Annotated in this window: 13 protein-coding genes; 8 read left to right on the top strand and 5 right to left on the bottom strand. The window is 73.3% G+C overall.

Annotated elements, in window-relative coordinates; translation table 11 throughout:
* Window positions 1–31 precede the first annotated feature (31 nt).
* Window positions 32–664: a TetR family transcriptional regulator gene (locus ACLB9X_RS26690; RefSeq protein WP_410362958.1), complete on the bottom strand. Its 633-nt coding sequence runs from the start codon at window positions 662–664 to the stop codon at window positions 32–34.
* 99 nt (window positions 665–763) lie between these two features.
* Here ACLB9X_RS26690 and hmgA point away from each other — a divergent pair, with 99 nt between their 5' ends.
* From hmgA to ACLB9X_RS26670, 4 genes are all read left to right on the top strand, one after another.
* The gene (gene hmgA / locus ACLB9X_RS26685) at window positions 764–2,089 is read left to right on the top strand and encodes a homogentisate 1,2-dioxygenase (RefSeq protein ID WP_410362957.1); all 1,326 of its coding nucleotides are present in this window, start codon (window positions 764–766) and stop codon (window positions 2,087–2,089) included.
* Between the two features lie 12 nt (window positions 2,090–2,101).
* Window positions 2,102–2,854 (top strand): GntR family transcriptional regulator, encoded by a 753-nt coding sequence (locus tag ACLB9X_RS26680; protein ID WP_410362956.1) that lies wholly within the window; start codon window positions 2,102–2,104, stop codon window positions 2,852–2,854.
* A gap of 64 nt (window positions 2,855–2,918) precedes the next feature.
* Window positions 2,919–4,130, top strand: coding sequence for a type ISP restriction/modification enzyme (locus tag ACLB9X_RS26675; protein ID WP_410362955.1), 1,212 nt, complete (start codon window positions 2,919–2,921; stop codon window positions 4,128–4,130).
* A gap of 187 nt (window positions 4,131–4,317) precedes the next feature.
* Complete coding sequence (locus ACLB9X_RS26670) at window positions 4,318–5,514, top strand: CaiB/BaiF CoA transferase family protein (protein ID WP_410362954.1); 1,197 nt, start codon at window positions 4,318–4,320, stop codon at window positions 5,512–5,514.
* 35 nt (window positions 5,515–5,549) lie between these two features.
* Here the strand turns inward: ACLB9X_RS26670 and ACLB9X_RS26665 are convergent, their stop codons facing one another.
* Window positions 5,550–5,813, bottom strand: a complete 264-nt coding sequence (locus tag ACLB9X_RS26665) for a hypothetical protein (RefSeq protein ID WP_410362953.1) — start codon at window positions 5,811–5,813, stop codon at window positions 5,550–5,552.
* Between the two features lie 286 nt (window positions 5,814–6,099).
* On the opposite strand from ACLB9X_RS26665, the gene ACLB9X_RS26660 reads away from it, so the two are divergent.
* Window positions 6,100–7,074 (top strand): serine/threonine-protein kinase, encoded by a 975-nt coding sequence (locus ACLB9X_RS26660; protein ID WP_410362952.1) that lies wholly within the window; start codon window positions 6,100–6,102, stop codon window positions 7,072–7,074.
* Between the two features lie 98 nt (window positions 7,075–7,172).
* Here the strand turns inward: ACLB9X_RS26660 and ACLB9X_RS26655 are convergent, their stop codons facing one another.
* Window positions 7,173–7,982, bottom strand: coding sequence for an SGNH/GDSL hydrolase family protein (locus ACLB9X_RS26655; RefSeq protein WP_410362951.1), 810 nt, complete (start codon window positions 7,980–7,982; stop codon window positions 7,173–7,175).
* A 285-nt stretch (window positions 7,983–8,267) separates the two neighbouring features.
* On the opposite strand from ACLB9X_RS26655, the gene ACLB9X_RS26650 reads away from it, so the two are divergent.
* On the top strand, window positions 8,268–9,362 hold the full coding sequence (locus ACLB9X_RS26650) for a DUF5925 domain-containing protein (RefSeq protein ID WP_307716242.1): 1,095 nt from the start codon (window positions 8,268–8,270) through the stop codon (window positions 9,360–9,362).
* 224 nt (window positions 9,363–9,586) lie between these two features.
* Here ACLB9X_RS26650 and ACLB9X_RS26645 read toward each other — a convergent pair whose 3' ends face one another.
* A complete protein-coding gene (locus tag ACLB9X_RS26645) occupies window positions 9,587–9,967 on the bottom strand; it encodes a GntR family transcriptional regulator (protein WP_410362950.1) in 381 nt (126 codons plus the stop codon).
* A gap of 70 nt (window positions 9,968–10,037) precedes the next feature.
* Between ACLB9X_RS26645 and ACLB9X_RS26640 the strand changes: the two genes are divergently transcribed.
* On the top strand, window positions 10,038–10,967 hold the full coding sequence (locus ACLB9X_RS26640) for a GNAT family N-acetyltransferase (protein ID WP_410362949.1): 930 nt from the start codon (window positions 10,038–10,040) through the stop codon (window positions 10,965–10,967).
* Window positions 10,948–11,430, top strand: a complete 483-nt coding sequence (locus ACLB9X_RS26635; protein WP_410362948.1) for a DUF402 domain-containing protein — start codon at window positions 10,948–10,950, stop codon at window positions 11,428–11,430. The genes ACLB9X_RS26640 and ACLB9X_RS26635 overlap by 20 nt, the downstream gene beginning before the upstream one ends.
* On the opposite strand, the gene ACLB9X_RS26630 is transcribed toward ACLB9X_RS26635, so the two are convergent.
* On the bottom strand, window positions 11,411–12,508 hold the full coding sequence (locus ACLB9X_RS26630; RefSeq protein WP_410362947.1) for a methyltransferase domain-containing protein: 1,098 nt from the start codon (window positions 12,506–12,508) through the stop codon (window positions 11,411–11,413). The genes ACLB9X_RS26635 and ACLB9X_RS26630 overlap by 20 nt on opposite strands.
* Between the last annotated feature and the right edge of the window lie 10 nt (window positions 12,509–12,518).

Genomic DNA, 12,518 nt, shown 5'->3' with positions numbered 1-12,518 from the left:
GGGGGGCACGGGGTTCCGCAGGGCGGGCCCTTCACTCCTCCTGCCGAGGTGCGTCCAGCACGTCCGCGAGGTACGCCCGCAGCAGCAGCCGCGTCTCCCCCACGATCCCCTCGTCCCCCGTCCCGCTCACCCGGAAGGCCAGTTGCAGCAGCGCGTCCGCCGCCTCGACCGCGACGAGGACCGCGCGCCGCAGCCGCGCGTCGGGCTCACGCCCCTGGTGGACGGCGAACAGGCGGACGAGCCGGTCGGCGACCTCGTCGTTGGGGCCCGCGACCGGCGCGCCGACCGGGAGCTGCACGCCGAAGTCGATCAGCGCGAATCCGGGGACCGTGCGCTTCATCGCCAGGTACTCGTCGAGCATGACGTCGACGGCGCCGCGCCAGTCGCCCGCCGGCAGCGGGACGAGGCGGCCCGCGACCCGCTCGGCGTACCGGTCGAGATTGCGGTGCCCGAGCGCCTCCACCAGCGCCCGTTTGTTGCCGAAGAAACGGTAGACGGAGCCGATCGGGACACCGGCCCGCGCCGCCACGTCGCGCGTGGACAACTCCTCGTAGCCGCAGGCGTCGAGGAGTTCGGCGCAGGCGTCCAGGATGCGCGCGAGCCGGTCGGCGCTGCGCTGCTGCACGGGCGTACGGCGCAGAGGTGGCTGGGACACGCGGACCATGATGCCGTCCCGTTGCCGTTGACGGGGCGGTCCTGCAATCCTACGGTTGTCCATAGGAATGGGTACGGGAACGGAATCCCTCGGCACCAGGAGCGGGCGATGAGCGGTATCGACGAGACGCGCAAACTTGTGGAGGGACTCGGCGACGAGTCGTTCCTGTCCGGCTTCGGCAACGAGCACAGCTCGGAGGCGGTCCCCGGCGCCCTCCCGCACGGGCGGAACTCACCGCAGCGCGCCCCGCTCGGCCTCTACGCGGAACAGCTCAGCGGCACCGCCTTCACCGAGCCCCGCGCCCGCAACCGCCGCTCCTGGCTGTACCGCATCCGCCCCTCGGCCATGCACCCGGCGTTCGTCCGCACCGACAACGGCCGCATCCGCACAGCCCCGTTCACCGAGACCGTCCCCGACCCCAACCGCCTGCGGTGGAACCCGCTGCCGGACCCCGCGCCCGGCACGGACTGGCTCGCCGGCCTGTGGACGCTCGGCGGCAACGGCGATGTGACCCAGCGCACCGGCATGGCCGTGCACCTGTACCACGCCGACGCCTCCATGGAGCGGGTGTTCAGCAACGCGGACGGCGAGCTGCTCATCGTCCCCGAGCGCGGCGGCCTGCTGCTGGTGACCGAGTTCGGCCTGCTGCCCGCGCGGCCCGGCGAGGTCGCGATCGTCCCCCGCGGCGTGCGCTTCCGCGTGGAGCTGCTGGACGAGACCGCCCGCGGCTACGTCTGCGAGAACTACGGGCAGCCGTTCCAGCTGCCCGACCTCGGCCCGATCGGCGCCAACGGCCTCGCCCATCCCCGCGACTTCCTCGCCCCGGCCGCCGCCTACGAGGACGTCGAGGGCCCGGTCGAGGTGGTCAACAAATTCTGCGGAAACCTGTGGACCGCGACGTACACCCACTCGCCGCTCGACGTCGTCGCCTGGCACGGCAACCACGTCCCCTACGTCTACGACCTGCGCCGCTTCAACGTCATCGGCACGATCTCCTACGACCACCCCGACCCGTCCATCTTCACGGTGCTGACGTCGCCGTCCGACACCCCCGGCCTCGCCGGCGTCGACTTCGTGGTCTTCGCGCCGCGCTGGCTGGTGGGCGAGGACACCTTCCGCCCGCCGTACTTCCACCGCAACGTGATGAGCGAGTACATGGGCCTGATCGAGGGCGCGTACGACGCGAAGGCCGAAGGCTTCGTCCCCGGCGGCGGCTCACTGCACAACATGATGTCGGCGCACGGCCCCGACCGCGAGACCTTCGACCGGGCGAGCTCCGTCGAGCTGAAGCCGCAGAAGGTCGACAATGGCCTCGCCTTCATGTTCGAGACCCGCTGGCCGGTGATCGCGACCGAGCAGGCGGCGAACGCCGACCACCTGCAGAAGGGCTACGACACCGTGTGGCAGGGTCTTGAGCGCCACTTCCGGCCGTAGTACGGAGATGCCGTGACCTCCTTCGCCCCGGACTCGCTCGTCCTGAACCGCAAGCTGCCGCTGTGGTACCAGGTCTCGCAGTCGCTGCGCGCCTCGATACTGGGCCGTGCGCCCGAGGCGCCGCTGCGGCTGCCCACCGAGGAACAGCTCGCCCAGCACTACGGGGTGAGCGTGCTCACCATGCGCCAGGCGCTGAAAGAGCTCGAGGAGGAGGGGCTCATCACCCGCCACCGCAGGCGCGGCACCTTCATCGAGCCGGGGGCGCGGCGGAGCGCCCCCAGGCGGCTGCTGGGCTCGATCGACGCGATCGTGGCCCAGCAGTCGGGCGAGCGCACCACGGTCCTCGGCCACGGTCCGCAGCCGGTCCCGGGCGAACTGGCCGAGTTCTTCCCGGACGAGGACGAGGTCGTGGTGTTCCGGCGGCTGCGCTGCGACGGCGACAGCGGCGAGCCCACCAACTGGGCGGAGAACGCGCTGCGTCCGGAGTTCGCGGGGCGTGTGGAGTGCGCCGACCTGGAGCGCTGGCCGATGACGAAGGTGCTGCGGGACGTGCTGGGCGTCCGGATCAGCCGGATCACGGACACGGTGGAGGCGCGGCTGGCCGACCCGCAGACGGCGGAGCTGCTGCGGGTGCCGCTGCTCAGCCCGATCCTGCACTACACCGGGGTGACGTACGACGAGGACGGCCGGGTCGTCGACGTGGCCCGCATCCGCTACCGCGGCGACCGGTTCTCCTTCACGGTCACCGTGGACGCCGCGGACTGAACGGCCTCATGGGGAACGACCGGGCGGACGAGCTCCGTCGTTCACGGCCGAGAACGTGACTAGCATGCGGACGGTGACTGCTCTCACCGAGGACGACGCGCCGCTGCTCGACGACCTCATGCCCTGGTCCGTGGCGCCGCTGCGGCTGGGCCGGGGCTGGGTGACGGCGCCGGACGCCGCGTCCCTGCGGGCCCGCTGGGACGCGCTCGTACAGGCGGACGGGGCCGAGCGCGAGGCCCTGTTCGGGCCCACCCGGGCGCGTACGCCGCACAGCGCGGTCGCACAGCTGCCGGGACAGCCGACCGGGACCGGGCGGATCGCCCGCGAGCGGGGCCGCTGCCCGGAGCCGGTGCGCGTGCTGCACGGCGCGTTCGACGAGCAGTGGCTGATACCGGACCACCGGCTGATCGATGCGGCCCGGCCGGAGTTGTGGCGCGTGCGCGACGACCGGCAGCTCTTCGTCGTCGAGCAGGGCCACGTGCCCAAGGCCGCCGGGCCCGCGCTCGTCGTGACGGCGCTGCTGCCGGACGGGCGCTCGCCGGCGGGCCGCCCTGGCCGGATCCGTCCCCTGTACCGCAGGCCGGGCGCGCTGGAGCCGAACGTCTCCCCGGGGCTGCTGGAACTCCTCGCGGACCGGTACGGACACGGGGTGGACGCCGAGGACCTGGTCTGCTGGGCCCTGGCGTCGGCCGTCGCCTCCCCGGCGGGGTGCGTCGTGCCGCTGACCGCCGACGCCTCCGTGTGGGCGGCGGGAGTGGAGCTCGGCCGGCGGGCGATGCGGATCCAGCTGCGCGGCGCGCGCGGCGGGGAGCGCCCGAGGCTGCCGGGCGGCCGGCGCCCCTACGTGCGTGCGGCCCTGCCCGCTCGGCCGGAGGCGCTCGCGTACGACGCCGACGAGGAGACGCTGATCATCGGCGACGCGGGCCGCGTCGCGCCGGTGCCGCGCGGCGCCTGGGATTTCCAGGCGGGTGGCGTCCGGGTGCTGGAGCTGTGGTTCGCGCAGCGCACGGCCGTCGGGGAACCGGGCTCCCTGGAGGCGCTGCGGCCGGCGTCCTGGCCACAGGAGTGGACGTCCGAGCTCCTGGAACTGATCACGGTGCTGGCGCTGCTGGCGGAACTGGAGCCGGAGCGGAAGCGGTTGGCGGAGGGCGCCCGGATCGGGGCGGCGGAGCTGCGCGCGGCGGGGGTGCTGCCCCCGCCGGGGCCGGCACGCCGGCCGGCATCGGTCCTGGATCACCCGGAGGAGGGCCCGGACGGCCAGTTCGCCCTGCTGTGACGTTCCCTGCCCCGCGCACATTCAGTCCCGCCGGCGATTGAGGCGCGCGGCTCGGGGCAGCGCCCCGACACACCAAGGCGCAGCGCCCCCCGAGAAGCACACCCGTCAAGGGGACGTCGTGGACAAGTCGGCCGGCCGGCTTCATGAAGGGGTGACAAAGACGGTCGCCGCACATTAGACACGGCCTATGAGCCAACAGCCACTGCCCCTGGACGGCATCACGGTCGTCGCCGTCGAGCAGGCCGTCTCCGCGCCGTTCGCCACGCGCCAGCTCGCCGACCTCGGCGCGCGTGTGATCAAGGTCGAGCGCCCCGACGGCGGCGACTTCGCTCGCGGCTACGACACCGCGGCCCGCGGGCTCGCCTCGCACTTCGTCTGGTGCAACCGCGGCAAGGAGTCGATCGCCGTCGACCTCAAGGACCCGCGGGGCCTGGACATCGTGCACCGGCTCGTCGCGGACGCCGACGTGTTCGTGCAGAACCTCGCACAGGGCACGGCGGCCCGGCTCGGCCTCGACGCCGCGGCCCTGTGCGCCCGCCACCCCCGGCTGATCGCCGTGGACATCTCGGGCTACGGCGCGGGAGGCCCGTACGCGCACAAGCGTGCGTACGACATGCTCGTGCAGTGCGAGGCCGGCCTGGTCTCGGTGACGGGGACCGCGACCGAGCCGGTGAAGGCCGGCATCCCGGCCGCCGACATCGCCGCCGCGATGTACGCCTTCTCGGGCGTTCTGGCGGCGCTGCTGCGGCGCGGCACGACGGGCCGCGGCGGCCCGGTCGAGATCTCGATGCTGGAGTCGCTGACCGAGTGGATGGGCCACCCGCTCCACCACGGGATGCACGGAGGTGCGGCCCCGGCGCGCACGGGCGTCGCGCACGCCGTCATCTCCCCCTACGACGCCTACGACACCGCCGACGGCGGTCAGGTGCTGCTGTCGGTGCAGAACGACCGCGAGTGGCGCCGGCTCGCCGAACTGGTGCTGGAGCGGCCGGAGTTGGCCGACGACCCGGACTTCGCCACGAACACCGCGCGCACCACGAACCGGGCGCGTACGGACGCGGCGGTGGCCAAGGCCCTGGTGGGGCTGACGACGCAGGACGCGATCGACCGGCTGGAGGCCGCGGGCATCGCGTGCGCGCGCCTGAACACCGTGACGGACGTGGCCGGGCATCCGCAGCTGGCCGCCCGCGACCGATGGCGCGAGGTCGACTCGCCGGCCGGGCCGCTGCGGGCGCTGCTGCCCCCGATCACGCTGCCGGGCGGGGCCCCGGCGCGGATGGGGGCGATTCCCTCGCTCGGCGAGCACACCGACGCGCTGCTGCGGGCCCTGGGAGTGACGGAAGAGGCCGCGGCGGCGCTACGCCGGGACGGTGTGGTCGCCTGAGCGGTCGCGCAAGGAAGGGGTCGGGGCGGGGTCGGTCAGCCGCGGCTGCCGAAAAGGGAGCGCCGCAGCCGCCGCAGCGGGGCGAACAGCGAGACGCGCGCGCTCTTGCTCCCGCGACCGTGCCGCACGTCGCGAGAGGTCAGCTCGCGCATCAGCAGGGTCGCCTCGGCGGCCTCGCGCTGCGGGACGGCGGGGCCGCCGAGCACCGAGAGGTGGCGGTCGAGGCGCGAACTGGTCGCGACGCTTCCGCACGTGATGGCAGGCACACGGGGCCTGCTGCGAACTGTTATCTGATCCATGTCACTCCCCACCCGTACGAGACACCCGGCTCGGGCACATTAACCCTATCTCCCCGGCGGGACACCCGTGTATCCCGGCCGCATGATTCACCACACTCATACGGAGGTTGACGGTTACTCTCCGAATATGACTGATTTCAGGGCGAGTTGGGCCACCGCTACCGGCCCCGACAGCGGGCCGGTGAACTGATGGCTGGTCAACCTGTGTCATACGCCGGACAGTTGAGCTAGATTCGAGGGGTTTCCACCGTGTTGCGGCGCTGACTGCGGACAGGGGGCACAGGGCATGAGCGGACCACCGGGAGCCGACCGTCTGATTGCGGAGCGCTACCGACTGATCGGGGCGCTCGGCGAGGGCCGTACGGGCGTGGCGTGGCTGGCCCGCGATGAACTGCTGGGCCGCGAGGTCGCCGTCAAGGAGGTCCGCGCACCGGCCGGTCTCGACGCCATGGCGGCGCGCGAGCTGTACGGACGGCTGGAGCGGGCCGCGCGGACCGCGGGCCGCGTCTCGCACCGCAATGTGGTCGCCGTCCACGACGTGGTCACCGACGACGGCCGCCCCTGGATCGTGCGGGAACTCGTACGCGGCCTCGCCCTGTCGGACGTGCTGGAGGCGGAGGGACCGCTGCCGCCCGCGCGTGTCGCGCACATCGGCGCCGAGGTCGTCGCCGCCCTGCGCGCCGCCCACGCGGCGGGTGTGGCGCACCACGACGTGAGGGCGGCCAACGTGCTCGTCGCCAACGACGGCCGGGTGATGCTGACCGGTTTCGGCACGGCGCCGGAGTCCGCACCGGACGGCGAGCGGGGTGCCGACGCGGATCTGTGGTCGCTCGGGGCCCTGTTGTACGCGGCGGTCGAGGGCCGCTCCCCTGACGCGGGCGAGGACGTCGGGCTGTCCGAGCGGGCGGGCGCGCTGGCGCCGGTCATCGCGGGGCTGATGCGGCGGGACGCGGCGGAGCGGATGCCGGCGCCGGAGGCCGAGCACCGGCTGCGGCTGGCGAGCGCGGGCGGAGCCCCGCGTGCGAGCGCACCGCCGCCGTCGCAGCCCCCCGCGGGCCGGGACGATGCCGACCGGGACGATGCCGACCGGGACGATGCCGGTCGGGACGATGCCGACCGGGACGTCGGCGGCAGCGGACCGTCCGCGGGCCCGTCGCCGTCCGCCGCCGATCCGCGCCGTGCCGCGACGGTGCTGGCGGCAGGCGTGGCGCTGCTCCTCCTGACGCTCGCGGCGCTCCTCTGGGCTGTGCTGGGCGGGTGACGAGGCAGGCCCTGCCGGCCGGCGGGGCGGGCAGGGCCTGGGGTTGCACGGTGGGGGGTGGAGGCCGTCCGGTCCCGACGCGCAGACCGGTTGCCGGATCAGGCCTGGGAGGCGAAGACGGGCAGGTAGCCGCCGGACTGTCCGGATGCCGTGGGGTGGTACGACTCGCTCATGTTGAACCAGTTGACGCTGTGCAGCCAGGCGGCCCCGGAGCAGATCTCGTGTCCGGTGAACGTACCGACGACGCTGCCGAAGTCGTATCCGTGATCGGCCGCGCGCTTGGCGGTCGCCGCGTTGAGGTGGTCGGCCGCCCCGTTGATGGCGGACCGCTTGATCTCGCTCATACCGGCGTAGCAGCTGCCGTTGAGCTTGTAGAAGCGCGGATAGCCGAGGACGACGACCCGCGCGGCGGGCGCCTTGGCCCGGATCGCCGAGTACACCTGGTCGAGCTTGCCGGGCAGGGTCGTGTCGACGTAGCGCCTGGCCTCCTCGATCCGGGCCAGGCACTCGGCGTCGGAGCCCAGGACGCAGGTGGTCATCACATCGGCGAAGCCCGCGTCGTTGCCGCCGACCGTGATGGAGACGAGGTCGGTGGCCGAGTTGAGCGGCCCCAGCTGACCGCTGGTCACATCACCGGTGCGGGCACCGGAACAGGCGGTGAAGGCGAACGACGAGGGGGAGTTGTTCGCCGCCCAGAGCTTGGGGTAGGCGCGGGTGCTGCGCTTGCAGTTGCCGCTGGAGCTGTCGTAACTGCCCGCTCCCACACCGGAGGAGTAGGAGTCACCGAGTGCCACGTAGTCCACGGCCTGGACGGTGGAATCGGCCTGCGCCGGGCCCGCTCCCGTGAGAGCGAGAACGGCGCCGAGGAGGAGTGAGGATGAGAGTGCCGCGACTCGGGACAGTTTCATGGAACCTCCCTTGAGCAGGATCTCTGCCTCAACTTGCGTAGCAGCGCAGCCGGTTCGTCGGAAGTGTCCATGCCAAGAATGTTACTGACGGGTCATTGGTCTAAAAGCGATCACGGCGACCGAAGGGAAGGTTACGGCCCGGAACGCCCCAACAGCCGTAAAAGAAGGCCGGGACCGGCAACGTGTCGGGCCGTCGGCCGTGGCCGGATCCGGGGGAGACACCACGGGGCGCCGCACCTGGCAAAACACGGTGCGGCGCCCCGGGCAGTGCCGGATCATGGGCGTATGTCTGCCAACCCGTATGACGCCCTGCCGATCCGGCTCAACGTCGACGACAGCGATTCACCCTCGGACGTCGTCGACGCGCTGTTCCTCGGCCGCTTCGCGGCGGGTGAGCAGCCCTACTCGCACAGTTCGACCATCGACCGCGTCAAGCCCGGCGCGACGCTGCTGCCGCCCTCGGCGTCCGTGCTGCGGTCGGCCCGTGACGACGACCGGAGCGCCACACTCGCCGAGGGCGAGGGCTGGACCCTGCTCGTGTCGCGGTGGAACCGGGGTGCGGACGTCACGGTGACCGCCGTCAGTTCCGAGCTCGCCCAGAAGGTGCTCGACGAGGCGACGGACGGCGCGGCCGACGAGCCCGAACCGCAGCCGGAGAACGTCACCATGGGCTTCTGGTACGTCTCACCGCGGCGCGGCCCGCACCGCACGACCCGTCAGATCTCCGCCGGCACGTGGGAGGAGATCCGGCCCAACTACACGGCGCCGGTGGCCGACGCGATGGACCGGCTGATGAAGGTCACCCCGGACGACATCGCCGGACGGCTGTTGTTGCTCCACGGCCCGCCCGGCACCGGCAAGACGTCGGCGCTGCGCACGCTGGCGCGCTCGTGGCGCGACTGGTGCCAGGTCGACTGCGTGCTTGATCCGGAGCGGCTGTTCAACGACGTCGGCTACCTGATGGACATCGCCATCGGCGAGGACGAGGGCACGGCGAAGGGCCGCTGGCGGCTCCTCCTGCTGGAGGACTGCGACGAGCTGATCCGCGGGGAGGCCCGGCACACGGCGGGCCAGGCGCTGTCGCGCCTGCTCAACCTGACGGACGGTCTGCTGGGCCAGGGCCGCAACGTCCTGGTCGGCGTCACGACGAACGAGGACCTGGAGCGCCTCCACCCGGCCGTGGTCCGCCCGGGCCGCTGCCTGGCCCGAATCGAGGTCGGCCCGCTGACGCGCGGTGAGGCGGTGTCCTGGCTCGGCACGGAGGAGGGCGTGGGGCGCGAGGGCGCGACGCTGGCGGAGCTGTTCGCGCTGCGCCGCGGGACGTCTCCGGCGTCGGTGCCGTCGCAGTCGGCGGGGGCGGATGCGGGGCTGTATCTGTGACGCGGGGGGCGGGGCGGGGTGGCCGCTGCGCGGGGCCGTTCCCCTCCCCGCCCCTTCCCGAAACCGGGCTCCGCCCGGACCCGGTACCGCGCTGCGCGCGGTGTCCTCAATCGCCGGACGGGCTGCAAATGCAGCCCCGCTGGGGGCACCTCCCACGGCCGCCAGGCCGTAGGGGGAGTTTGAGGCGCGGGGGTCCGGGGGCGGAGCCCCCGGTCAGGGGAACATCACTCCGTCCGGGCGTACGCCGCCCGCAGGGCCTCGTTGGCCGCCGCGAGCGCCTCCTCCCGCGAGAGGCCGAGGCGGCGCACCTCCGCCGCGTACGCCGCGGCCGCCGCCGCGGCCTGGCGGGCCGCCGCGTCGCCCGCCGCCGCCACGAACGTGCCGTTGCGGCCCCGGGTCTCGATCACGCCGTCGCTCTCGAGCGCCCGGTACGCCTTGGCCACCGTGTTGGCCGCGAGGCCCAGTTCCTCGGCCAGGCCCCGGACCGTAGGCAGCCGGTAGCCCACCGGCAGCTCGCCCGAGCGGGCCCGCTCGGAGATCTGGGCGCGCACCTGCTCGTACGGCGCGTCCGCGGCTTCCGGGTCGATGGTGATGTTCAGGGTCACGACGCGATTCTCCCCCACCGTCCCGATATTGGGAGGCACGGCGGCGCGGCGGCCCGTAGCGTTCGGCCCCATGACTGTCATCGTCCGAGATCTCCGTGCCGACAGCGCCGAGGACGCCGAGGGCGTGACCCGGATCCGGCGTGCGGTGCTGCCGTTCGACGTGGCCACCCCCGAGTCGGTCCTCTTCGACGTGCGCACCGCCAACCCGGCCAAGAAGTACCGCCTGCTGCTGGCCGAGCGGGACGGCGTCGTCGTCGGCATGTCGCACGTCGGCATCGCGTACGACGCCGCCGAGCCCGGACTCGCGTGGGCGAACCCGGTGGTCCACCCCGAGCACCGGGGACACGGCGCGGGAGGTCTGCTGCTGCGCACGGCCGAGGAGCATGTGACCGCGGAAGGCGCCCACTCCCTGTTCTCGTGGGTCGAGGACAGCCCCGCGTGCCGCGCGTTCGCCGAGAGGCGCGGCTTCCGCCCCAGCCGCGCGGCGCACCACCTGCGCCTCGGCCTGGCGGCCGGCACGCTGCCCGGCCTGCCGCCCCTGCCGCCCGGGGTCGAGCTGCGGACGGCCGCGGACTTCGGGGACGACCCGCGCCCCGTGTTCCACGCGGACGCCGAGGCGACGTCCGACGAGCCGAGTGACGTCGGTGCGGACTTCACCGACTACGCCGACTGGATCCGCCACACCTGGGAGCACCCGTTGCTCGACCGCGGCCTGTCCACGGTCGTCGTCGTGGACGGCGAGATCGCCGCGTACACCGCGGCGATGACCGACCGCAGGACCCGATATCTGAGCGGCATGACAGGCACCGTGCGCGCCCACCGGGGCAAGGGCTTCGCGAAGCTCGCCAAGACGGATTCGCTGCGCCGGGCGAGGGCGGCCGGTTTCACGGACGCCTTCACGAGCAATGACGCCGGCAACGGCCCCATGCTGGCGGTCAACCGGTGGTTCGGGTACGAGATCTGCGCTTCGGAGGTCCGGCATGTCCGTACGCTCGGCTGAGGTCCGCCTGGTCAAGGCCGGCGCGACGAAGATCCGTTACCCCGCCGAGCTGCTCTCCGACGACGGCACGCATCTGGTGGTGCGGGCTCCCTGGGCCGCCCCGGGGGTCCGTGACTTCGGCTTCGTGCGGTTCGAGCCGGGTGATGTGTTCACCGAGCACTACTGGCGCGACCGGTGGTACTCGGTGAAGGAGGTCCGCACGGGCGCGGGCGTGCTGAAGGGCTGGTACTGCGACATCGCCCGGCCCGCCGTGGTCGACGGCACCGAGGTGGTCGTCGAGGACCTGGACCTGGACCTGTGGGTGTCGGCGGACGGGCGGACGGTCCTGCGTCTCGACGAGGACGAGTTCGCCGAGAGCGGCCTCGCCGGCCGGGACCCGCAGGCGGCGGACGCGGCCGTGCGCGCTCTCGACGAGCTCGAAGTCCTCGCCCGCGAAGGCTCCTTCAGCGATCTCCTCGGCTGACCGGAAGCACCACCGCCCGGTCCGGCGCGTCGGCCTCGTACGCGATGGAGTCGCCGTCCTCGTGCCAGTGGACGACGAACCTCTCCCCCGCGCGGTAGGCCTCCAGCCCTGCCCTGCAGTAGGCGACCATGTCGCCCGGCAGGGCGTCCAGCCGGTGCCAGGCGATCTCGGAGCACTTGTCCGGCTCGCGGTTGTACGGCTCGCCGCACGCGTCGTGGTCCGCCTCGAAGAACCAGCCGGTGCGCGGCTGTCCGCCCGGGCCGCGGTGCTGCATGACCAGTGCGGCCCCCAGGTCGCCGGGCGCCAGCTGGACGCCGATCTCCTCGGCCGCCTCGCGCACCATCGCGGCGCGCACGTCCTCGCCGTCCTCGACGTGGCCCGACGGTGCGTGCCACAGGCCGTCCGCGTAGCCCGTGTTGGCGCGGCGGGCGAGCAGCACCTCGTCCCCGCGGCGCAGCACCAGGTGCACGTCGATCACCTCGGTGTGCCTGCGGGGTGCGGCCGTGCACGCCACCAGCGCGTAGCGATCGTCGTCGACGGCCCTGCCCCACAGGGCCGGGTCCTGCGACAGGCGTTCGTGGTGGATCCGCTCGGCGAGAGGTGCGAGGGCCTTGGTGAGCCGCTCGGCCGGCAGGCCGTCACCGGCCCAGACGCCTTCGACGAGGACAAGCCGGCCGCCCGGCCGCAGGAGCGAGGCCCAGTGGCGCAGGGCGGCCTCGGGATCGGGCAGGAGCCAGACCATGTGCCGGGCGAGGACGACGTCGAACCGGCGCTCCCCGACCGGGGGCCGGTCCCCGCTGCCTTCGAGGATCTCGGCTCCTGTGCCGGCGAGTTTGGCCCGTGCGCGGACGACCATCTCGGGCGAGAGGTCCACGCCGGTCACCCGGTGGCCCTGCTCGGTGGCGAGGAGGGCGAGGCTGCCCGTGCCGCAGCCGAGGTCGAGCACGTCCGACGGGTGGGGCGGCAGCCACTGCCGGAGCCGCTCGGCCCAGGCGCGCCGGACCGCGGGGTCCGTGAGGCCGTGGTCCGGCTCCTGGTCGAACGTGACCGCCAAGGCGTTCCAGTCGATCGTCGTCATGGTCCGATCG

The sequence above is a fragment of the Streptomyces sp. 5K101 genome, assembly GCF_046506645.1.
In the GTDB taxonomy this organism is placed as follows: Bacteria; Actinomycetota; Actinomycetes; order Streptomycetales; family Streptomycetaceae; genus Streptomyces.
Note: the sequence above shows the minus strand (reverse complement) of the source record. Positions and strands in the feature narration are given on the sequence as shown.

What these genes read in the sequence shown, in the direction of transcription:
- ACLB9X_RS26655 (WP_410362951.1), bottom strand. Translation starts at nt 7,982, where the DNA reads ATGAAACTGTCCCGAGTCGCGGCACTCTCATCCTCACTCCTCCTCGGC.
- ACLB9X_RS26670 (WP_410362954.1), top strand. Translation starts at nt 4,318, where the DNA reads ATGAGCCAACAGCCACTGCCCCTGGACGGCATCACGGTCGTCGCCGTC.
- ACLB9X_RS26635 (WP_410362948.1), top strand. Translation starts at nt 10,948, where the DNA reads ATGTCCGTACGCTCGGCTGAGGTCCGCCTGGTCAAGGCCGGCGCGACG.
- ACLB9X_RS26640 (WP_410362949.1), top strand. Translation starts at nt 10,038, where the DNA reads ATGACTGTCATCGTCCGAGATCTCCGTGCCGACAGCGCCGAGGACGCC.
- ACLB9X_RS26665 (WP_410362953.1), bottom strand. Translation starts at nt 5,813, where the DNA reads ATGGATCAGATAACAGTTCGCAGCAGGCCCCGTGTGCCTGCCATCACG.
- ACLB9X_RS26675 (WP_410362955.1), top strand. Translation starts at nt 2,919, where the DNA reads ATGCGGACGGTGACTGCTCTCACCGAGGACGACGCGCCGCTGCTCGAC.
- ACLB9X_RS26630 (WP_410362947.1), bottom strand. Translation starts at nt 12,508, where the DNA reads ATGACGACGATCGACTGGAACGCCTTGGCGGTCACGTTCGACCAGGAG.
- ACLB9X_RS26650 (WP_307716242.1), top strand. Translation starts at nt 8,268, where the DNA reads ATGTCTGCCAACCCGTATGACGCCCTGCCGATCCGGCTCAACGTCGAC.
- ACLB9X_RS26690 (WP_410362958.1), bottom strand. Translation starts at nt 664, where the DNA reads ATGGTCCGCGTGTCCCAGCCACCTCTGCGCCGTACGCCCGTGCAGCAG.
- hmgA (WP_410362957.1), top strand. Translation starts at nt 764, where the DNA reads ATGAGCGGTATCGACGAGACGCGCAAACTTGTGGAGGGACTCGGCGAC.
- ACLB9X_RS26660 (WP_410362952.1), top strand. Translation starts at nt 6,100, where the DNA reads ATGAGCGGACCACCGGGAGCCGACCGTCTGATTGCGGAGCGCTACCGA.